This window comes from Bacillus sp. SA1-12 (assembly GCF_000981385.1).
Classification (GTDB): Bacteria; Bacillota; Bacilli; order Bacillales; family Bacillaceae; genus Metabacillus.
The window spans coordinates 25,384-48,531 of sequence record NZ_LATZ01000010.1 but is presented as its reverse complement, the minus strand read 5'-3'; the positions used below and the strand labels follow the sequence as shown (position 1 = coordinate 48,531).

16 protein-coding genes and 1 pseudogene are annotated in these 23,148 nt (G+C 38.2%); 1 reads left to right on the top strand and 16 read right to left on the bottom strand.

Annotated features, from left to right (window positions below; translation table 11 throughout):
- Window positions 1–105: 105 nt before the first annotated feature.
- The 9 genes and pseudogenes from WQ54_RS34240 to WQ54_RS08870 all read right to left on the bottom strand — a co-directional run bounded on the left by WQ54_RS34240 (window position 106) and on the right by WQ54_RS08870 (window position 10,311).
- Complete coding sequence (locus tag WQ54_RS34240) at window positions 106–798, bottom strand: rhamnogalacturonan acetylesterase (protein WP_197089572.1); 693 nt, start codon at window positions 796–798, stop codon at window positions 106–108.
- A gap of 51 nt (window positions 799–849) precedes the next feature.
- Window positions 850–1,776, bottom strand: a pseudogene (locus WQ54_RS08905) (pectinesterase family protein); the annotation flags it as partial.
- Between the two features lie 11 nt (window positions 1,777–1,787).
- Window positions 1,788–2,696, bottom strand: coding sequence for a dienelactone hydrolase family protein (locus WQ54_RS08900; RefSeq protein WP_046515162.1), 909 nt, complete (start codon window positions 2,694–2,696; stop codon window positions 1,788–1,790).
- 25 nt (window positions 2,697–2,721) lie between these two features.
- A complete protein-coding gene (locus WQ54_RS08895; protein WP_046515160.1) occupies window positions 2,722–4,080 on the bottom strand; it encodes a glycoside hydrolase family 28 protein in 1,359 nt (452 codons plus the stop codon).
- 18 nt (window positions 4,081–4,098) lie between these two features.
- Window positions 4,099–5,211 (bottom strand): glycoside hydrolase family 105 protein, encoded by a 1,113-nt coding sequence (locus WQ54_RS08890; protein WP_046515157.1) that lies wholly within the window; start codon window positions 5,209–5,211, stop codon window positions 4,099–4,101.
- 19 nt (window positions 5,212–5,230) lie between these two features.
- Window positions 5,231–6,799: a glycoside hydrolase family 43 protein gene (locus WQ54_RS08885; protein WP_046515156.1), complete on the bottom strand. Its 1,569-nt coding sequence runs from the start codon at window positions 6,797–6,799 to the stop codon at window positions 5,231–5,233.
- Window positions 6,800–7,135: 336 nt separating this feature from the next.
- A complete protein-coding gene (locus tag WQ54_RS08880; protein ID WP_156177837.1) occupies window positions 7,136–8,659 on the bottom strand; it encodes an extracellular solute-binding protein in 1,524 nt (507 codons plus the stop codon).
- 119 nt (window positions 8,660–8,778) lie between these two features.
- Complete coding sequence (locus WQ54_RS08875; protein ID WP_231597490.1) at window positions 8,779–9,393, bottom strand: YesL family protein; 615 nt, start codon at window positions 9,391–9,393, stop codon at window positions 8,779–8,781.
- Between the two features lie 60 nt (window positions 9,394–9,453).
- Window positions 9,454–10,311 (bottom strand): sugar ABC transporter permease, encoded by an 858-nt coding sequence (locus tag WQ54_RS08870; RefSeq protein ID WP_269431557.1) that lies wholly within the window; start codon window positions 10,309–10,311, stop codon window positions 9,454–9,456.
- A 418-nt stretch (window positions 10,312–10,729) separates the two neighbouring features.
- Here WQ54_RS08870 and WQ54_RS08865 point away from each other — a divergent pair, with 418 nt between their 5' ends.
- Entirely contained in the window at window positions 10,730–11,644 is a 915-nt protein-coding gene (locus WQ54_RS08865) for a carbohydrate ABC transporter permease (RefSeq protein WP_046515150.1), read from the top strand.
- 221 nt (window positions 11,645–11,865) lie between these two features.
- On the opposite strand, the gene WQ54_RS08860 is transcribed toward WQ54_RS08865, so the two are convergent.
- The 7 genes from WQ54_RS08860 to WQ54_RS08830 form a co-directional block, all read right to left on the bottom strand.
- Window positions 11,866–14,133, bottom strand: coding sequence for a helix-turn-helix domain-containing protein (locus tag WQ54_RS08860; protein ID WP_046515147.1), 2,268 nt, complete (start codon window positions 14,131–14,133; stop codon window positions 11,866–11,868).
- Window positions 14,134–14,352: 219 nt separating this feature from the next.
- Entirely contained in the window at window positions 14,353–16,644 is a 2,292-nt protein-coding gene (locus tag WQ54_RS08855; protein ID WP_231597482.1) for an Ig-like domain-containing protein, read from the bottom strand.
- A gap of 332 nt (window positions 16,645–16,976) precedes the next feature.
- Window positions 16,977–17,924: a rhodanese-related sulfurtransferase gene (locus WQ54_RS08850; RefSeq protein WP_046515143.1), complete on the bottom strand. Its 948-nt coding sequence runs from the start codon at window positions 17,922–17,924 to the stop codon at window positions 16,977–16,979.
- Window positions 17,925–18,194: 270 nt separating this feature from the next.
- The gene (locus WQ54_RS08845; RefSeq protein WP_046515139.1) at window positions 18,195–18,782 is read right to left on the bottom strand and encodes a nitroreductase; all 588 of its coding nucleotides are present in this window, start codon (window positions 18,780–18,782) and stop codon (window positions 18,195–18,197) included.
- A gap of 425 nt (window positions 18,783–19,207) precedes the next feature.
- Window positions 19,208–20,125 (bottom strand): endonuclease I family protein, encoded by a 918-nt coding sequence (locus WQ54_RS08840; RefSeq protein WP_046515136.1) that lies wholly within the window; start codon window positions 20,123–20,125, stop codon window positions 19,208–19,210.
- A 64-nt stretch (window positions 20,126–20,189) separates the two neighbouring features.
- Window positions 20,190–21,185, bottom strand: coding sequence for a S8 family peptidase (locus WQ54_RS08835; RefSeq protein WP_046515134.1), 996 nt, complete (start codon window positions 21,183–21,185; stop codon window positions 20,190–20,192).
- Window positions 21,186–21,701: 516 nt separating this feature from the next.
- On the bottom strand, window positions 21,702–23,009 hold the full coding sequence (locus tag WQ54_RS08830) for a CitMHS family transporter (protein WP_046515132.1): 1,308 nt from the start codon (window positions 23,007–23,009) through the stop codon (window positions 21,702–21,704).
- Between the last annotated feature and the right edge of the window lie 139 nt (window positions 23,010–23,148).

Genomic DNA, 23,148 nt, shown 5'->3' with positions numbered 1-23,148 from the left:
CGTTCGTCAAAAACTGACAAGCAGCAAATCTATTATGAAAAGTTTTTAAGCTAACAAAATAGGACAGTTCCTTAAAAATTAGGAAACTGTCCCTCTTTAACCAATCTATAAATGGACTATTCTGCTCACAAGGCATTTACTAATTTCAAGTTCTAGCTCTTTTATACTTTCTACAACAAGTTCCGCCATTTTCTTAGCCCCATATTCACTAAAATGGGTATCATCGGGTGGTGTGGTTTGAAGTGCCAATTCATCATACCATGCAAAGAGCTTTTTTGTCTCCTCTGCTCCCCATTTTTCATAGAGTTGCTTCGATTTCTGATTTAAATCAATGAGCGGAACATGGAGCAATGCTGCCAGCTGCCGCATCGCCTCAGGGTATTCCCCTAGCGTATCGATAAGTTTTCCGCGCTCATCAAATACTCTGCGATTTACCGGTGTGACTAAAATTGGAATGGCACCCTTATCCCTTGCCTGAATAATATAGTTTGTAAGATTTTCTTGGTAGGTCGTGAACGGTTCTGTCCCTCTTGATGCATCTTCTATTTTTTGATCATTGTGGCCAAATTGGATGAAAAGATAGTCTCCTTTTTGAAGAAGATTTATGATTTCATGTAACCTTCCTTCATCCATAAAGCTTTTTGTACTTCGGCCGCCTTTTGCTTTATTGAAAATGCGCACTTTTTTTGTAAAAAATGGATGTAACTGCTGTCCCCATCCTTGTTTTTTTCCATGTTCCGGTGATACATCTTCAACCGTTGAATCTCCAGCTAAATAAATTGTGTAGGTTTTTTTCAATTCTTCGCCTTTTAGCAAAGACGGCCAATCTTCCTCTGCACGTAAAATATGTTCAATCGTATATTCCTTTGCTTCTTCTTTTGTTAATACCTTCGACCATTTCGCACGCTTTTCCATACAACCGCCAGGACCGCAGCTGTTGAACTCTGCATAGAAGGCAGATTTTTCAGCAAGAGGCTTATTCCAATTATCCCAGCCCTCCTCCTTGATATGCTCCCCCATCCAACAATTAATGAAAACCGTTTTGGCATAATCCCGCCAAGGTCTTCCCAGGTACACCGTATTTGGGGCTGCATTGCTTGTTAAGCGGCAGTCGATAAAGACATAGCCAAACCTTTGATCAATTGGTGTCGAGGCTGCTGTAATATAACCGTTGATCTCGCTGGAACGATCCTTGCTAAAAATCTCACATTTATCGAAAACTGCCGTGGCAGAGCCAAAGATAAAATCAACATCACCTTCAAGATAACAGTTTAAGAAATAACTTCTTCCTGGTCGTCTTTTCAATCCATCCCTTGGTCCTCCAAAACGGTTGCCTTCTATTGGCTTAGGAGGCAGTGGCGCAGTAAATAAAGTATCTTGGCTCCCTAAAAAGGCACAATGATGGAACTCGAGTTTATCTGCATCAACATAAACCGCAACTGCTTGCCCTACTTCAGTCCCGCAGCCGGCGTCATTTTCAAAGGTTATATTCTGCGCAATAAAATGATCGCCCGTTATAAGAGTGGAGTAAGAAGAAAAAGTTCCCATCTTTTCTCCATTTGGCAGCTGCTTATTAGCATAATCGCCAAATGTAATTTTTACTTTCTCCTTATCCGTTCCAATCAAGGAAATAAAAGGTTTGTTAATCTCAAGCTTCTCACGATACACACCATCTTTAATATAAATGGTTACTCTCTCATTGCTATTCTCGGGTATGCTGTTAATCGCTTCTTGAATCGTTGTAAATTGGCCGCTTTGATCCTGAGCAACGATCATCTTATCACCCCTTATAATTTTCGTTGAAGAAAGGCACAAACTTCTGACCTCATAGCAGCAGTTTCAATATGTCCGCATTGATATCGAAGCATCTGCCAATTCTCTGGATGATTCTCCTGGGTATATTTTTCTTTTAATGCTTCATCAATGATTGTTAACCCCTCAAAAGGGGTAAGCCTATCATCATTTCCAACCACACTTAAATGCGGCCGCGGGGCAATCAGTGCTTGAATATCTGCTGTTTGAAAATATTTTAAGAGACTCGGAACATATGAATAAAAGCTATGATGATCTAGTCCGCGTTTTTCAATCAATGTTTGGGCATCAACTTGGCCTGCAATATCCACACATACTTTTATACGAACATCTAGCGCGGATAGCCACCATGCCATTAATCCCCCCATTGACATTCCAACGGTTGCGATTCTTGCAGAGTCAACATCCTCCCTTGATGTTAAGTAGTCAACTGCACGCATATTATCAAAAATCATCATTCCCCACATGACTTGACCCTTCCAAAGCATTTCTTTGAATAATTCACTTTCAGCCTTCCCTCTTCTTTCGCCAAACCCCCACATATCAATACATAGGACACCATATCCTAATGCAGTCAGCTCTTCTGCATACGATGCTTTCTGAAGATAATCACTGCTTTGGATCAGCTCAGTTTTCCCTATATGATAATTTCCGCCGTGGGAATGATTAAAAAGAACGACTGGCAGCTTCACGTTCCCTTCTTTCGGGCGGGCAAAATAAGCTGGTACAGGGTCATTTTCGTTCAAGTCTAATAATAGGACCTCAAGGATATATGATCCTTTATCTATTTCTGCTATTTTTCTCTCCTTTACTACATCTGTCTTTTCCGGCAAGTCTCCCAATAACGAAAACAGCTTTTGGCGTTGGCTATCTTGATAATCCATTTTTCCACCCTTTTCATGATCTGTATTATGAATGTAACGTTACATTGTTTAACACGATCATTGAATCTTCGGTTCGTGGTTGTTTTGACTTGCAGTCACTGAATTCAATATCATGTCCGTTCTCTACATAAAAGGCAGGACCTTCATGATTGCTGACTGTTACTCTATTAAAATGAATGCCTCTTACGTTACCGCAATAAAAGCCCCGTTGTTTCATTGGCTCAAGCTCGGACATCATGGCCGGCATTCCTGGCTCTGCATCATCTGCCATTGCCACCCTCACATCATCAAACGTTACATCTTCTACATACATTTCTGCTAAGCCATATAAAAATCCTGCAGCCGCACTTACCTCACGTGCCGAAATTTGGGAGAAATGTATTCTTCTAAAAGCTGGTGTTTCCTCTGTAATCGGATAAGGATGTTTATCCCAGACATATTTATCTTTGCCGCGTGGTCCGCAGAAATAGTAAAGATTTGCGATAAAAGGGCAGATTACTCCTTTCATAATGATATTGCTTACGCGAATATCTTCGACAACTCCTCCTCTTCCGCGCCTTGATTTCAAACGAATGCCTCTGTCTGTACCTTCGAACACGCAATTGCTTACCGTTACGTTGCGAATGTCACCGCTCATTTCGCTTCCAAGCACAACTCCGCCATGTCCATGGATCATCGTGCAATTTGTGATCGTAATATTCTCACAAGGGATCCGCTCTTTTGTGTCTTCTGTTCCTGCTTTGATGGCAATACAATCATCACCTACATCAATGTGACAATCTGAAATTCGTACATTTCGGCATGACTCAGGATCTATTCCATCAGTATTTGGAGAATGACTTGGGTTTACGATGGAAAGATTATGAATTGTCACGTCTTCACAGCAGATAGGATTGACGGTCCAGCTTGGTGACTGAATCATTTTCACACCAGATAGTAAAATATGTTTACAAGAGTCAAAGCTTACCAGCTTTGGACGAGGATATTTATTTTCTTTTTTGCGGAACAGGTCCCACCAAAATTGGCCATTCCCATCTAGTGTTCCATGCCCTGTCACAGAAATATTTTCACTGTTTTCTGCATAAATGCATGATGCATATACATCCTTTTTAACACCTTCCCAGCGAGAATGGACGATCGGATATTCGTTCACATCTGTACTAAATAATAGAGTCGAACCAGCCTCTAAAAATAGATTTACATTGCTTTTTAATAGAACTGCACCTGTTAGAAAACGGCCTGCTGGAACATAAGCTGTTCCTCCGCCAGCCTCTACGCAGGCATTAATTGCCTGGGCAATCGCTTCCGTATTGACTGTTTTCCCATCTCCAATTGCGCCATATTGCGTAATGTTGTACAAGCTTGATGTCATTGTCGATACCATCACATCCTCTCCTTTCTATTAGTCGTTTTCCACTTCAGCTGATGCTAAAATAAAAGCCCCTACACCCTTAAGATCATTTGTGATAATTGGTTCGCTTATATAATACTCAAACGTTCCATCCCGCCTATCCGGACCGCCTAGCCCTGCAACCTGGCAATTTTTATTTAAGTTAACCAAGCCTTCACTTGTAACTGTTACAAATTCATCAATAATGCCTGTATAGGCACGGTTTGCAACCTCAGCCCAAGCATTGTTTAAGTAACCAAGCCTTACACCCTTTGCAATAGCATATAAAATCATACAGGAGGCTGATGCTTCAAGATAATTGCCTTTGCGTTCTCCCTTATCAAGGACCTGATACCAAACTCCGGATTCTTCGTCCTGAACACTTTTTAATGCCTGTAATACATCTCTCAGCAAGGCAATTAAATCATTACGGTCTTTATGCGTTTCTGGAAGGAAGTCAAGGGTATCTACCAACCCCATAACAAACCAGCCCATTGATCTTCCCCAGAAATTCTTTGAATGGCCTGTCTCCGAGTTGCACCATGGCTGTACCTTCTTCTCATCAAATGCATGATAAAGGAGTCCCGTTTCATGATCTTTCGTGTTTTTGGCACATAGTAAAAATTGTTTTGTGATATCATCAAATTCCGCTTCCTTGCCGAACTCCTTTACATACTCAGCATAGAATGGGGAACCCATATACAGCCCGTCTAACCAAATCTGAAATGGATACACTTTTTTATGCCAGAAAACGCCTTCAGATGTACGCGGATGTGAATCCAATTGCTTTCTTAGAAGGTCTATCGCTTTTTTATACTTCTTTTCACCTGTTTCCTTAAATAAAGTAAGCAAAACCTTGCCATTATTTATATGGTCAATATTAAAATGATTAATGTCATATTCCCGGATTTCGCCATTGTCATTTACAAATGCATCCATATTTTTTTTCATATAATCAAAATACTTTTGCTTACCTGTTTTTTTCCAAACCAGCTCTGTCCCCTTTAACACAACGCCATAATCATATGACCATTTATCATTTTGCACTCCTTCACACAAAAGCGGTCTGCGCACGATAACAGAGTCAATCATTCTCTTTGACCAATTAAGTGTTGTTGTTTCCATCTTTATTCATCCCTTTCACCTATTCTTTTGGTTGGTAAATAAAATAATGAAAATCAGCATGTTTGTTTGTTCCTTGCAGATCCTGTACACATAATCCAATAAAGTTCCCAGTAAATCCGTTCCCTTCATCTGAAAGATGGGCAATACTGATCGGTCCTTCAATTTCTTGCCAATCATTTGTGTCAGTTGTATAAAAGAAGGTTGCTTCCGCATCTTTTACCACAGCTCTTAGTCTGCAGCTCGTTGTTCCTTCAATAGATATCCACAGATTTAGATGCTCAAACTCTCCCCAGACACATCTCATGATATTAAGGCATTTTCCTTTTTCCTCATCATGTGATAGATAGAAATAGACATAATTATCAGTGTTATAATAAAGAACAAGTCCGGCCATCTGTAAGAATGTTTCTGGTTCAAATTCTATTTCAGTTTCAGCCTCAAAAGAGAAATGCTGCTGCCTTCTTGCGATTAAATGTTGATCATGCAACGAATGAAGAGATTCCCCGCCTTTGATTCGCAAATATCCTTTTCGTTCTGATAATGAACACCAGCTTTCATCTGGTGCTTTGCGAAGCGTATTCCATGTTTTATGCAGGGATTGGCTCTTAAAATCATCGTGTTCATTTTGGTCTGGCGGAAAAGGATGCTGCGGGAGTTTAGGAGCTTTCACTTCAACCTGCGCTTCATTGCTTCCGCATTCCAGGCGAAGCCATCCATCTTCTGTCCACTTCACACGCTGGAGTGCTGTTTCACGGCCTAATATGGAATAGTTGCCATTGACGGGACGGCTGCATAAATGAGCCATAAACCATTCACCCGTTTGTGTACAGACTAAACTGCCATGCCCAGCCTTTTGCAATGGCAATTGTTCATCATATGCTGATGTTAACATCGGATTTAACGGATCTACTTCATATGGTCCTGTGATTTTTTTTGACCTGGCCACAGTAACGGCGTGAGTTTTTCCAGTTCCTCCTTCGGCTGTAATCAAATAGTAATAACCGTTTTGTTTGTATACATGTGGAGCTTCTGTTTTCCTTAATTCTGTCCCATCAAAGACTTTGTAGATTGGCCCCACTAATTTCCCCTCATCTGGTGAGTACTCTTGCATAACAATTCCAGCGGATTTATTCCTGCCATCAATCCGATAATCCCAATGAACATTTAAAAGCCATTTTCTCCCATCATCATCATGAAATAACGAGGGATCAAAGTTGCCGCTGTTTAAGAAGATCGGTTTTGACCAAGATCCTGTCATATCAGTTGCCGTAACCAAGTAATTATGGGCATCTTTAAACGGATACTTACTTCTCTTTACATCTGTGTACACTAAATAATACAACCCGTCATGATAGCTTAACGCAGGTGCCCAAACGCTGCATGAGTCCGGATTCCCTGTAAAATTTATCTCATCATTAACAATATTTGTAAGATGTCTCCAGTTTTGCAGATCCTTCGAATGATAGACAGGAACTCCCGGGTACCATTCAAAGGTGGAGGTTACGATATAATAGTCTTCCCCTGCACGAACAATACAAGGATCTGGATTAAATCCGGTTAAAATCGGATTTTTAATAAAAGATTCCATGTTTAATCTCCTTTCTTAATGAAAGGTCCTGCCTTCTGTAAAGTGAGACTTCCATCAGTGAGGATTTTCCGAAGTAATAATGTAAAAGAGCCGACTTTGCCAAAGGACTTGACATAGTAAGTCGGCTCTCTCCCACTGATGGTTAGCGAAACTAATCACGCTAAAATCGCCACATCCTGTGGCTCTCACCTGACTTGGACAACAATCCTTCGTCGGATCTTTACGGGCAGTAATCCTGTTCTTATCTTCTTAGATACAGATACACTCAAATCTTGATGAGGGTTTTTACTGCCCGCTAAGATTGGATAAAGAAGAAAGGACCTTCTAGTCGTTCCGTTAATTTTGTGCTTTCTTATACGCCTCTTCATATTCCTTCGTCATTGCATCTCCGCCAGATTTTTTCCACTTCTCTACTTCTGCATCAAAGCCCTTCTCATCAATTTCTCCCATGATGTATTTGATTGTCGCATCAGTAATAATTTTTTGTAACTCTGTTCCTCTTTCATTTGCTGTTTGTGAATCAAGCGGAACGGTAGGATCCAAGTCCGCAAATTCAGCATTTTCTTTGATTAATTCATTAACCAGTTGTTTAGAAGGGTCAGAATCTATTAAAGAATGAGTTATTTCACTTGGTCTTGAGCTGGAAAATGGCTGAACGTCTTTCTGCCATAAATCATCGTCTAAGATTTTAAAAGCTCCGTTTTCATCGGTTTCATAATGTGTCCCTTCAATACCGCCTGTCATGAGCATAAAGACTTCCTCATCGATTAAATCATTGACAAATTGCAGCAAGCGCTTCAATTCTGCCTCATTTTTAACCTCTGATTTTGGGAAAGCCATCAAGCCGCCTACTCCGCTATTTTCAGACCAAATATGATATTCGCCATCAGGACCTTTAATTTTATTAACTGGAACGATTTCCATTTCGTCTTGAATACCTTGTGCCAAGGTTTTTAAGTTTTTAATATCAACCAGACCTGTATAGATACCTGTTTTCCCTTGGGCAAATTTTTGCTGTTGATCTGTTTTAGCAGTTACGGCAAAATCTTGGTCTAAGTAACCATTTTCATATAATTTTCTTGAATAGTTCATCGTATCCTTATACGCTTGAGTCGTAAATTCCGGCGTAAACTTTCCATTTTCTTCAACCGCCCAGCCATTTGGTGTCCCAAAGTAAGAGCTTAACGTTTTGAAACTGCTGTATCTTAGATCACTTCTATCCCCAAAACCCACTGTGTCTGCTTTTCCATTTCCATCTGGATCATCTTCTGTGAACGCTCTCGCTACCTCGTATAATTCTTCTAACGTGGTTGGTACTTTTAGTCCTAAATTGTCTAACCAATCCTTACGTATTAATAGTCCAGAACGCGCTATATCTTTTTGAAACGGGACGCCATATAGTTTTCCATCAATGGATGCAGATGTGCGAATATCTTCAGAAATTAATTTCAAATTATCATAATCATTCAAATACTTTTCTACATCCCAAAACATCCCCGATTTTAAGGACTGTCTAACAGATGAGTTTGTCAGCATGGTTAAGGAAACCATGTCAGATAATTCCCCAGAAGCTAGGGCGGCTGTTATTCTTTCTTCTTTTGAAGCATCTGGAACCCAATTAAATTGAATGGTGGAATTAGTTGCTTCTTCAATCTCTTTTAACACCACATCAGTTGGCGGCGAAGGAGTGTGCAGAATTGCTGTCCAATTCACTTCAACTTTTGCTTCTGGATCATATACTTCAGAATTTCCGCTTGCTTGTTCATTTTGATTAGAACAAGCTGCAAGAAGAAGTTGCGATGCTACTAACACATTTACCGCTGCTAATTTTACAAAATTCTTTTTCTTTATCTTTTTCATATCAATAATTTTCCCCTTTCAGTACGTTGAGTTTTTTATAGACATCATCATACTCTTTTAGCATGATCTCCCCACGGAACTTTTCTTCGTTTTCTCATTTCCACCCCCTTAAACTTGTGTTAGAATCGATTCTCACTTTCTTGAATCCCTGCTTGGGTTTCAATTTTCATAAATACTTGATTTGTCATCCACATAACGGCGTAATTCCCAATACTAATCCCAAAGAATATGAGTGCGCCTGGATACATAAAGAGAATCAAATAGATCAGCGCCAATGCAACAAACAAAATCAATGTATACTGTAAATATGAGATTCCAAACAAGACAGAGCACTTCAGTTTAAGAATGGTGCTTTTCCAATCATAGTGGGCCATAATCGGAAAAACATAACAAAGCGAAACCATATAGATAAAACACACAAAGACAACTAATGCACGCAAGTAAAAGGACTGGACATATAAAAGATCAACATATAAAATCCAGCCGATGACAAAATAAATCACACCTATGACCGATGCTTCTTTAAAGCTGGAACGATATGTTTGCCAGAATGTCGTGAAAATAGGGATATCACTATTTCCTCGAATCCACTGCCTGATCACTGTAGTGAGTGCTAATGTAGAAGGGCCGATCCCCGCTAAACCTAACCCTAACAAGGTGAAAGCTATCCAAAGAACATTGAGGTAGACCAGCTGTAGAAGACGGATACATATTTCATTTAACCTCTCGGCCATTTTACTCACCAAGTCAACCTCCTTTCTATTAACATTTGATAACGCTGCCAATTAATTGTGTTAGTAAAGCCCGTCTTCCCCAAATTTCTTCGCTAATTTATTTGCTCCAATCACCAGGATTAATCCGACAATTCCTTTAAATAAACCAACAGCTGTACTATAGCTTAATTGACCATTTTTCAATCCCGCTGTATAGACATAGGTATCGAATATTTCCATTGACTCCCGGTTAAGTGAGTTTAGCAGCAGGTAAACATGTTCAAACCCTAAATCCAATGTTTGCCCAATTTTTAAGATTAATAGAATAATAATAACTGGACGAATAGCCGGCAAGGTAACATGCCAGATTTGACGGAGTCTATTTGCCCCGTCCATTTTTGCTGCTTCATATAATTGTGGATCTACTGCTGTCACTGCTGCCAAGTAAATGATGGTTGACCAGCCCATTTCCTTCCAGATAATCTGCAGAATGTAAATTGCTTGAGTCCAAGCACCATCAGTTAAGAAATCCATCTTTTCTCCACCGGCAGTTGCAATTAATTCATTTACAACTCCGCCATCAACTGTGAGGAAGACGTAAGAAATCGATACAATAATAACCCATGACATAAAATGGGGAATATAGATAACGGTTTGGATTGTGCTTTTAAAAATTTTCCCTCTTACTTCATTTAACATTAACGCTAAGATGATCGGAATCGGGAAAAAAATAAATAAATTTAAAGCAAACAAAAACAACGTATTTGTTAGTAACATAAAAAACGTTGGCTCTGTAAATAGCCGAATAAAATGTTTCATTCCTGCCCATGGACTGCCGAGGACCCCTAAAAACGGCTGATAATCCTGAAAGGCAATGATCAGTCCTCCCATTGGCACATATTTAAAAATGATAAAGTACAAGAGGCCCGGCAATATCATAAAATATAAGTATTTGTTTCGGCCAATACTTGCGATGTTCTTTTTTCTTGTTTCCAGTTTAATTGCTTTCCTATCAAGTACAGGTTGATGGCCGTGTTGATCTTTTATAGGAATCATTGTCTCTCTCACACTTAAACCCTCCTTTTATTTTGTCAGTTACGAATGTTTCGTATAGATCAAAAGTAAAGGATTGTTTGGCATTCCGTCTACAATCATTCTGTAAGAAACAGGATTTTTAAAGCTGTGGTAAACGCTTACTAAGCGCGATCTGTTTTAATGATTACTTTTCATCTCTCATGATTACTTGAAGGAATTTTCTAGGTTTCTTCTATATTTTTTTTCAGTTTCATAATCATTGCCTATATAAAACTCATGAAGAAATGATTATAGACGTACTTATTTTTCCATTGCTATAGTAATGCTAGAAATAGAAGAAAAAAATAGCTATGGAGGGATCAATTTGAAGTATGAAAATTCAATAGGCAATCGTATCTTTAACTTTTTTAACTATACGATCCTGCTATTAATCGGGTTAGCTTGCTTTCTCCCATTTGTTAACGTTATTGCAAGTTCATTTGCAACATCGCAGGAGGTTGTTGAGAAAACGTTCATCCTTTTCCCAACAACTTTTACATTAGATGCTTATCACTATATTTTTTCGACACCGACGATTTTTAAGAGCTTCGCCGTATCAATAGGAGTCACAGGGGTTGGGACCTTCGTCAGTATGGTTTTAACCGCTTTTATGGCTTACGGCTTGTCCAGAAGATATTTATATGGAAGAAAGGCCATCAATTTTATTGTCGTCTTCACCATGCTGTTTAGCGGGGGAATGATTCCCACATACCTTGTAGTAAGAAATCTGGGGCTTATTGATTCCTACTGGGCGTTAATTCTTCCTGTCGCAATTAGTGCCTTTAACTTAATCATTATGAGAAACTTTTTTCAAGCGATCCCCGATAGTCTCGAGGAATCCGCAAAGGTGGATGGTTATAACGATATTATGATTTTCTTTAAGATTATTCTGCCATTATCACTTCCATCGATTGCAACGATCTCATTATTTTATGCTGTTGCCTATTGGAATGAATATACGAATGCAATTTTATACTTAAACGATTCCGGCAAATGGCCAATTCAAGTATTGCTTCGCCAGATTGTTATCGTATCCAGCGGCATGCAGGCCGACAATTCTGCTGTAGATATTGTTCCTCCTGCCCAAACAATCAAAATGGCTGTTATCGCAGTTGCAACCATACCTATGTTAATCGTCTATCCATTCCTGCAGAAGTATTTTGTAAAGGGAGCCTTTGTAGGTTCTGTGAAGGCTTAAGAACAAAAGTGCAAGCGCTTTAAATAACTTTGAGCAAATAAAACGATTTGGAATAGAAGCCGCTCTTTGCCTTCAATTCCAAATCCTCAAGACCTGGAAGGGGTAGTGAGCCCTGGCAGTCAAAAACACGGCGTTAATCGCCTGACTGCAACTTGCATTAAAAGAATTTTAATTTACTAAACGACAAAAAAGTTGAGCAGGAGATTTTCCTGCTCAACTTTTTAAAAGGATAGTGTCTCACCTCGATGTAAATCCCGGTATTTCCCTGGTGTCGTTCCTTCAAATTTACGAAAGGAACGGATAAAATTTTGCGAATTTTTATATTGCAGCTTTTCCGATATCTCTTTAACTGACATATTTGTTTCCTTCAACCATTTCTTTGCCATATCGTATCGATAAAGGGCAAGGTATTCGCTAAAAGATTGCTTGAATTCCTTTTTAAAAATGCTGCTTAAATAATTTTTATTATAATGAAGCCGGGCTGCGATACTTTCTAATGATAGCTCTGTATCAAATTCATTTTGAATAATATAAACAATTTTATCGGAAATGGTCTTATATTGAGAATCGGTACGCTCCGTAATCGCATTGATCATCGGATAAACGATTTTGTGTTTGACAAACATTTCAATTTCTTCAGATGTTTTCATTTCAGAGATCGCGTTATATAGTGTTTTATGATCTTCTATCATCAATGTATCCATCCCCACAATATGCATGAAGCTAATTAAATCATTTAAAAACCGCATGATATTAACTTCCAATTCATGAGGATTTGTATTATTTTTAAACAAGTCTGCCAGCAATAGATGCAAAGTTTCCTTTGCTTTATCATTTTCACCTAATTTAATCGCATCAAACAATTGATTTTCCAAGATTTTGGGAAAATAGGTTTTGATGTGATTATTTTTAAAAATGGAAGAAACACTTTCATAGAAAATAATGGATTCTTTTCCTACCTTTAAGCGGTATTTTAACGCTTCAATCCCTTGTCCCAGCGCTAATTTACTATCTGCCAGCCTTTTAAAAGGACTGCTTATCCCTATGCTTATCGTTAAATTAAAGATTTCCTTAACCGCTTTCTGTATCTTTTCAGCATACTGATTAATCACTAAAACATGCTGATCTGTTTTTGAATTTTGGCAAATAAAAATTGTTGCCTGGGTCTGCGAATCAATTACTGTAGGAGTTAGATGCTCTTCTTCGCCAATAATTTCTGATACAAGCTGGTTGATCGAAAACAATAGTACGTCTTTATCTTTCCTCGTATAGTTTTTGTTGTCTAAATGATCAAATTGGATGGCCAGCACATAGAGGTACTGCCAGTTTTGTGAATACTTAAAAGCCTGCAATTGCTCGCTGATTTCTTGCTCATTCATACGCCCATGAAATAGATTTAACATAAACAACGTCTTTAATTGTTCATATTGACTTGTGATAATATGTTCAAGTGATTGGTTTTTATTCATAACTTCACGAATCGATTTGCCAATAAGTTCAAATTCATCTCTATATTCATTCCTTTGCATTTTCGGAATGAATTTCTGCAGCTCACGAATCGGTTTAGAAAAATAGTCAGAACTGACATAGGCAATAATGACGGTAACGATTAACATAAAAACACTCATTAACACAGTGCCGATAATCGTTGGTTTCATCGCTTCGGAAAACTCCGAATCACTTATTTTCGTTAAGTAAATCCATCCATTATACCCTGATTTTGCATAGGCTACTTTATACTGCCCCACTCCTTGTATGTCAACTGGAATGACACTTGTCTGTCCTTGATGATCATGTGTTAGGTCATTGATGATTTTTTGATTGATCGCCTGTTCATCTGAATCACTCTGATAGATGAGTGTTCCATCTTGGCTATAAATATAAATTGGACTTGATTCAGCTTGTTTATAAAGAAGACTTGTTAATGCCTTTAATGGGATATGAACAATGAGAACACCATTCTTACTTGACTGATAATAGGGGGTTTGTTTTACAAGCTTAATCTCATTTTTTACCTTCTCTTCCTTTAACCATGTGGAGGGATGCTGGAGTGACAAGTAATGTGATGTTATGTAATCCTTCTCTGACTTAGTAAGTTCCTTTAATCCGTTTTGATTTATGACCCAATTCCCTTTTAAACTTACTAAATCAATTGTAGTTTGACTCGGTCCGAAGGAAGAGATATAGTTTAATTGTTTATCTATTGATTGATACGTGTCAAAATTCTTGACCGTTAACGTCTCGTTAATATATCTCTTGAATCCGGAATCATGAACATAGGAATTTAGAGCATAATCTAGTGTTTGTAATTTCTGTTCAAATGTATTCATAGTCTGAACGACATTTTCCTGCTTTTCTAATATGATTTTCTCTTCAAATGAATCCTTTGTAAAAAAATACGCAAAACCATTAAATAAGATCATGGCAAGAGTTCCTACTAAAACAAAAGGTAAAAAAATACGATAAAAATACTTTGGTTTATGTTTCATTGCTAATCAACCCTTCCCACCACTATTAAAACGCTTACATCTAAAATATTATATGACTCTCGTATTTTACCTGTCAATATACGTTAAACGCCCCATCATATTTCCCAGACAATATTATCTTTTTAAGATGGGTGAAGAAATTTCTACTAAAAAGAGAAGCGAACGCTCCTGCGAATGCTCCTCTTTATCATAATGGAATACTCACTTCACACTAGTTTATTAACGTATATCTCCTATTAAGGAAATGGCAGAGAACATTGCTGTATTATAATGATTAAAATCGCTCGTATTTTTGGCTGCATCTACAGCAAATCCGATATATATCTTTTCGCCCATCTTAATTTCTTTGCGGCCAACCTCAGTCCAATTTTCTCCGTCTTCAGAGGCATACCCTGTTAGGACATCCCCTTTCCTCGTGATTTTCAACCAGAAAGGAAGTGTTGTTCCCTTGATGGAAGGGACACCGATTTCCTCTGGCCGATCATATTCACCAGGAGCTAAAATAGCCTCTCCCTCTTTTGTACGTGTTGAAAAATGGACAGAATAAGGCGTGTCTTGTTGATCCGCTTTTACAACAGATGAACTAATAATCGCTGTTGCGGCATTTCTTTCAAGACTGTCACGTATCATTAATCCAGAAATGGCATTATTGTCAACTCTGGTTAGGGAATCAATTTTTGCAATTAGTTCTGCATCTCCCTTCACTTCTTTAAAAGCAAAGTGGAAAGCATCAGCCTTTTGATCAATACGTCCTGAGCCCTTGACCGTCAGTCCATTTGCTGTTTTCGTGGTGTTTCCTTTTATTGGGACATTTCCAATATCTTTAGCTTTCCAACCACCAGTCTGTTTAAATGTGTTAACATGGATCGGCATAGAAGTCGTTTGAGTGGCATTTCCATGTATATCGATTGCTTTAGCGGAAATATACCAAGTGCCATCAGGCGCATTCTCCCAATTAAAATCGAAATTCCCCTTTGCAGACTCGCCAATTTTCACATCATTCTGGTAATACTCTACCTTGGAAATACTCTGTTTATCCTCTAGCTTTACGTTTAGTTTAATCGTTGAACCTGCTTTATACACTTCGTTTAATTTAGGTGAAAGCAGCTCTGCCTCTGGATTAACAGGTTTATAATCCATATTTACAAGGGAATGCAGATATAATTCCAAATTTGAATACCCTGATGCTGAAATCTCTTTTCCATCCCCCTTATCATGAGGGTTTAATCCGTTTGCGTCCTCCCACTTATCTGGGATTCCATCATGATCTGTATCAATTGGCGCCTTAGCAGATGTTAATTCTGGATATCCCCCTGTTTCCCATTCATTATTAATAAATCTGCCGGTTCCATTTCTGACATCACCTACAATCCGAGCATCAACAGCATCTCTGCGCGGATAGGTTGCACCTGATTTTTTTAACACTTCTTCATAGGCTTTTTCTGCAGTTTTTATGTTTAGTGAGTCATGGCCTAGCACTTTATACGGTGTGTCAGCAAAGATTGTACCAGTTTTTATGTCTTCAATTCCTAATGTATTATCTTCAGTCACAGCTTTATTGCCATCCATATAATTACCCTTTATATAAAACCAACTGGATTTGCCGGTTTGACCAGGACTGACAACACGCTTCATCACCATGTCATGTGTCGATGGACCAGGCTTGTAGTAATTATTGATGATATTATTCTCTTGATCATTTCCGCCATATGTTGAATTAAAGCCCCAATTATAGATCACATTGTTTACCATATCGGTGCTTGATACAGGGTGAAGTTTATTCCCTGTATTGCCTAGTGCAGGAAGGCGGCTAGTATGGCTGGCGATTAAATTATTAGCAAAGGTTGCATTCTCACCGCCCCAAATTCCGCCATAACCATGTCTTCCTTTTGCATGTCCTGAAATATACAGGCTCTCGCTAATAATGCTCCATTGCAGGGTTGTATTATCATTTCGATAAAAAGAGAGCGTCTCATCTACAGACCAGCTTGTAGAGATGTGATCAATCATGGCATTTTTGACATCACGTCCGCCAAAAGCATCAGGCTCTGTTTCAAGATTGGCACTGCCTGGTCTAAATCTCATGTAACGAATCATAATATTTTCAGATCCAGAAATATCAGTGCCAAAGCCAGCTACAGTAATTCCATCACCTGGTGCCGTTTGCCCGGCTATTGTAAGATTCTTTTGTTCAATTCTTAATTGCTGCTTAAGATGAATTGTTCCCGATACTCTGAAAACAATCGTTCGATTTCCTTGACTGACTGCGTCTCTTAATGATCCTTTTATTGGTGTTTCTAAACCATCATAATCCTCTAAGGTTGTTACCTCATAGACATCTAAGCCGCGTCCTCCGCTTGTATACATTCCCCCTCCTTCTGCTCCCGGAAAGGCTAAGACTTTATGATTCTCCTCTGCAGCCTGACCTTCTTGAATAATGAATGAAAACTCCCCTAATCCAAAACATAAAATGACTGCGGAAAGAACAAGAAACACCTTTTTCCACTCCAATTCCTCAACTCCTTTAAACATTTACTTTTTATTAATAGCGCTTACATTTTTGTGGACTATGTTACAAAAATAAAGCGATATTTATTTTTAAATCAAAGATCGGTCATCATAGAAAGAACAAAGACGAGGAATGTAATAGAATCTTAGCTTATAAAGACATGTAACGGATATAATCATAACGTTAGGAGAGGAATCAACACGGGGCTTTCCAACTGAAATCTGAAAGAATGAGCATCCTCAAATTAAATGATTATCTACAGAAAGAAAAGCATAAGAAAAAAGAGCCCTATTGTGGACTCTTTTTTACCTTAGTGTAAAGAAAGGCTAATCAATTAAGCCAGTACGGAAAGTCTTTCCTTCACTTGTTCTTCAGTTAAACCATGTTCTGCTACATATCTGTTTCTTGGGTGAACGCGGCATTCATGGCTGCAAGAACGCATATATTTATCCTCATTTTCTTCTGAGCAGAGTATTTGTTTATTACATTCAGGATTAGCACAATTTACATAACGTTCACAAGGCTCGTTTGTAAAATAGTCCTTTCCAACAACGACAGGATTTACTTGATTGACGGGTACACTTATTCTTTCGTCGAATACATAGCACTGTCCATCCCAAAGCTCACCCTTTATTTCCGGGTCTTTCCCATAGGTTACGATTCCGCCATGGAGCTGGGCAACATCTTCAAAGCCTTCTTTACGTAACCAGCCGGAGAATTTTTCACATCGTACGCCGCCTGTACAATATGTTAAAATCTTTTTTCCTTCAAATTGTTCACGATTCTCACGAATCCAGTCTGGCAGTTCTTTGAATGTTTTAATATCAGGCTTAATCGCATTGCGGAAATGCCCTAATTCATATTCATAATCATTTCTGGCATCAATAATAACAGCATCTTCCTGCTGCATTGCTTCATAAAATTCCTTTGGACTATAATATTTGCCAGTTAACTCAAGCGGGTTCACATCTTCTTCTAATCTGAGCGTAACAAGCTCTGGTCGAAAACGCACATGCATTTTTTTAAAGGCATGACCATCTGCCTCATCTATTTTATATACCATATCTTTAAAGCGGGGATCCTCTTTCATATATGCCATATATTGATCCGTTTGCTCAACTGTACCAGACACAGTACCATTAATTCCTTCATTAGCAATTAAAATTCTTCCTTTTAACCCAATGCTTTTACAAAATTCTAAATGCTGTTGAGTATATTCTTCAGGATTTTCGATTGTTACATAATGATAATATAATAAAACTCGATATTCTTTGTTCTCCATAAATTTTTCCACCTTCTATATTTATATTTGCAAGATATAACGTACAGAGATGTTTACTTGCTTGTTACTTCTTTACAAAAGGAGATTATTTGTATAAAAAGTAACATCTTATTAAAACAAAAATATTAAATAAATGCAACCCTTTGGTACTGGTTGATGTAACCAATTAGGCAGGAAGTTGCTGGAGACACAAGAGAGCACCTGAAGATGTAAGTCATATAAAATCTTATATTTAAAAAACACGGTCCTAATGAACCGTGTTTCCAACCATTATGAAAAGTCTTTATCATCCTCAATCCACTTTGTTACTTCTGAAAAATGTTTTCTTTTGCCTTTAAGCTCTTTCATATCCGGATAGCCAATATAAATGAAACCAAGCATTTCTCCGTGATCAGATAAGCCAAATTGTTTTTTTACTTCTTGTGAATAACATACATTTCCGGTTCTCCAGATAGCGCCTAACCCGAGTGCATGGGCAGCTAGCAGAATATTTTGAATCGAAGCATTTACTGCAGCATATTCTTCTTTTACTAAGACTTTATGATTAATTGTCGGCTCAACTGCTACGGCAATCACAACTGGTGCTCTCAATGGTTTTTGCTCTTCTTTTAACAGCCTTTTTTGGCTTTCCTCACTGTTAAGGTCATCCAATGACTTTTCAACAATTGAAGCAAGGGTTTTACCGAGTTTTTTTCTTCCTTCTCCTGTTAAGACAAAGAACCGCCAAGGCTCTGTTCGATGATGTGCAGGCGCATATGTACCTGCTTCAAGAATTTGATGAATTAGTTCTGTTGGAACTGGATCTGGTTTTACGATACCAATACTTCTTCTTGTCATTATCGCTGTCATGACATCCATGTTTTATCACCCTCCTGTTTCTAGTTCTATCATATTCATGAATTCATTATAATTCACCTATCCATTATTGATTGGCAAATCACTACATGTTTTTAAGTAAGATAAAAAATAAGACTGTTTTCGCAAACTTTGTTGTATTTACCAAGTAGTGCGACTAGTTAATTTCCAATCCAGTTGTTCGCTTTCCGCGGGGCGGGCGGTGAGCATCTTCGGCTTAAACGCTGTATAAGTCTCACCTGTCCCGCTGCTCCCGCAGGAGTCTCGCATATCGTTCCAATCAACCTTAAACAGTTTTAATCGGTCAAATAATCTATTAAAAACAAAAGAGCCAAAAGGAAAAGAAGTTGTAACAGGTAGGGTCAGAACCTACCTGTTACAACTTCTTAATTATTACCCTAATAAGAGTTCGTTCACATTTAAAGTAATTATTTTGATAAACCAAGGGTAAAATCGATTTTTTCTGCATACTGTGGGAAATCAATTAACGGATTTCTATTTTTTTGAATTTCGAAAATAGCCATATTTCGGTGTTTTTCATAGATTGACACTGGATCATCTAAATGCCATTTCACCAGCATTTCTACGTCCTCTTTGCGATATTGGCTAATCTCTCCTGGATATCTTAATAAAAAATATAAAGTGGCCCGGGCAGCCTCGCCTTTGCCGCTTTCAGGCTCAAATTTATTTTCCTCATATTTTCCGCAATTTGTTTTAATCGCTCTCAGCTGCATTTCTGGGGAATAATCAATGAAGTCAAAATAAGGCAAATTTGATCTTGTTGAGTTACATTTAATTTCACAGGTGAATAAATGGTGCAAATCACCTCTCATAGGGTTATCCTTTTCAAACCAGGACTGCGGAACGACATGCTCACAATTGTACATATTCTCACTTTCAATCAAGGCGATTTTTTCTTGAAGCGCTTTGTCGTTCTCTGTTTGAATCTTGATTAACTTTTGAAAAGCTTCATTCCTTTTCAGTTCTGCCTCATAATCTTCTATGATCACTTGCTCAGGATCCTGTTTTTCACCTGAATAAATACTCTTCAACTTTCCGTCCAATTGAAGATCAACCCATGAATATAGAAGGTTTCTTGTCTCGGAATTGTAAGGAAGCTTATTTTCATGTGTATTTGTTACTAAGAGATTTAATTGGTTATACAGATCCTTTTGGTCTGCTTCGAATTGAATGCCGCGATAATAGTCATTGACTATATTCAAATCCTGCTCTGGATCATAATATTCCTGCTCATTCTTAATTCGCTTTCTATTTTGCTCCAGCCTAATTAACATCGCTTTTACATCTGTAGATTCATTCATAGCTCCGATTCTGCTTTCTCCCATCTCATTCACCTCTCTCGTTTATTTAAGCTAAGGCGATGATTCAATTGATTTTATAGCCAAAAGATTATTTTTGATTATCAGTTACTTGAAATCGGGCTACATTGATAATTTCGTAGATTTTTTCTACTAAATTTAATAAGAGGAACCCATTTCCTTCTGAGCTTTTTCTGTTTCCCAATGGTAAAGTTCGTCTTATAAGCTGGGCATAGATTTCGGATTCAATAAGAGAACGATCAAACTGTTTTTCAGTTAAGTTAATAAGTAAAGCGATAGCACCTGCTACATGGGGAGTCGCCATTGAGGTTCCAGAGAGCGCTGCATATTTATGATCTAAATAAGTTGAAACAACCTCTACACCAGGAGCCACAAGGTCGACTTCCGTATTCATATTTGTAAATGGCGCAAGCCTTAAATCATTGCTTACTGCCCCTACTTGAATAACCTCGTTATAGCTTCCCGGATAAGAATATTCAAAGGTATCCTCTCTGTCGTCACCTTCATTTCCAGCGGCAACTACAACAGATACATTTTTATTAACAGCATTTTGAATCGCTTTGTGCAATTCAGGAACGTCCTCTGGACCGCCGAGTGACATTGAGATAACTCGAACTCGTTGATTTTGCGGACCACGCCAATCAACCGCATAGTTTATGGCATCAATGATCCAATCATAATTACCGGAGCCTTCCTCTGACAATACCTTTAAACATAAGAGTTTCGCTTTTGGTGCAACCCCAACCACGCCATTATTATTCAAACTAGCAGCAATGGTGCCAGATACGTGAGTACCATGGCCGTTATTATCCTCAAATGAGTCAGGGTCACCATTATAGTCAGTTGTAAAATTTCGTCCACCAATAATCTGATCTTTAAGATCTGGATGATCAATGTTAACACCAGTATCAATAACAGCTATGACAATGTCTTCGCCTTGGTTGCTTTCTTCCCAAATAACAGGGGCCTGTATTAAACTAACACCCTTTGGAGTTTCGTTCGTTTGTTCAATGATCGAATTAATCGTATAAGGAACCAATTTCATTTGTAACGGTGTTTTTTCCATTTTTCTCCTCCTAGTAGCGGGAATTTTTACTGACCTACTCTATGTATACCAAATTATGGCTAAAATTCAAATAGAAAGAAAGAATCATTAATCTCTCAATACGAAGTATCATTTCATATTATTTATGACTGAAGTCATAGGAAACATTAAAAAGATAAGTATTTTTTTAAAATGATAGTTCAGTTAATAACAAAAGAAGACGATCTATATAGGGCACTGTCCCCTTTGAGATCGTCTCTTCTTAGTGTTACCTCTTTACTTTAGGCTTGATTGTTGTTTTGAATAGGCAATTTTAAAATTTGCCGTTGATTCCGCTGCAGGAGCTCATCTTAAGCGGGTGGTCTGAAAGCCCCTCCACGCTGTGCATATGTTTTGGTCTTCCTTCTACCGTGCTCCCGCAGGAGTCTCACATATCCGTTCCATTCAACAAATGGCAGAACAATATAACACAGCATTATTTTAAAAGGAACAAGAATTTTAAATCATTTTTCCAACTGAATTTCCTGGATCAGCTATTTAAAAAGTAATAACTCCAATAAGCAGTGCAACGGCAATCATAACAAAGCAAGAACCTAACGCCCATTTAAAAATAAATTTCTGATGATCACCAAATTCAACTCCTGCCATCCCTACAAGTAAATAGGCAGAGGCCATTAGCGGGCTCATGGCATGAACCGGCTGACCTAATATCGATGCACGTGCTATTTCAACCGGGTCGACACCATAAGCTGCGGCCGTTTTTGCTAAAATTGGCAGAACGCCGAAATAATAAGGATCATTCGCCATAAAATACGTAAATGGGATACTTGTGACAGCCGTAATAACGGCAAAATACGAACCCCATGTTTCAGGAATAACGGCAACTAAACTGTTCGCCATAGCATCAACCATTTCGGTTCCAGATAAAATGCCTGTAAAGATACCTGAAGCAAACACTAAGCCGACAACAGCTAGAACATTTCCGGCATGATTAGCTATTCTCTCTTTTTGATCATCTAAACTTGGGTAATTAATCATAAGGGCAACAACAAGCGCTATCATAAATAAAATTGGCAGCGGTAAAACAGATAATACTAAGCAAACAAGCAATGCAATCGTTAAGATTAAATTAACCCATAACAGCTTTGGCCGCTTGTGGTCCTCATATTCTAATGCAGCACTTTGTTCACTTAAGGCGAGATTTTCATTGTTCGAATAATGAATCTTTACAATTCCTAATCTTTTACGTTCCTTCTTTCCGAGGATAAACGCAGTAAATAAGGTCCATAAAGCACCGCCAAGCATAACAGGGATTAGCGGGGTAAATACATCTGCTATATCAAGCTGCAACGCACTAACAGCTCTAGCTGTGGGACCGCCCCATGGCGTCATATTCATAAAGCCAAAGGAAAGCATGGCAATACATGTTAAAATAAGCGGATTCATGCCAAGGCGTTTATAAAGCGGAAGCATGGCTGATACGGTAATCATATAGGTTGTTGTCCCATCACCATCCAGTGCAACCATCATAGAAAGAATAGCTGTCCCTAATACAATTTTTAATGGATCACCTTTTACAATCCTTAATATTTTTGAAACAAGCGGATCAAACAAACCGGCATCAATCATAATTCCAAAATATAGAATCGCAAACATTAACATGATACCCGTAGGAGCAACTTGTTTGACCCCTTCAAGCATCATTTCACCTATTTCATTCCCAAACCCTCCAAATAAGGCGAACAAGATTGGGATAATAATTAACGCTACTAATGCAGACATGCGCTTCGTAATAATTAGAAACATAAATACACCGATCATCAAAAATCCTAATATGGCTAACATTTTATAGTCTCCCCCTCACTTTCAATCATACATAATGACAAATATTCAATATTTTCAATTTAGTAGTTTCATTGTAAGGGAGCGAGAAGAATCTGTAACCGTTTTCAAATTATTGTTCGTTTAATTTTTTTCGGAGGTT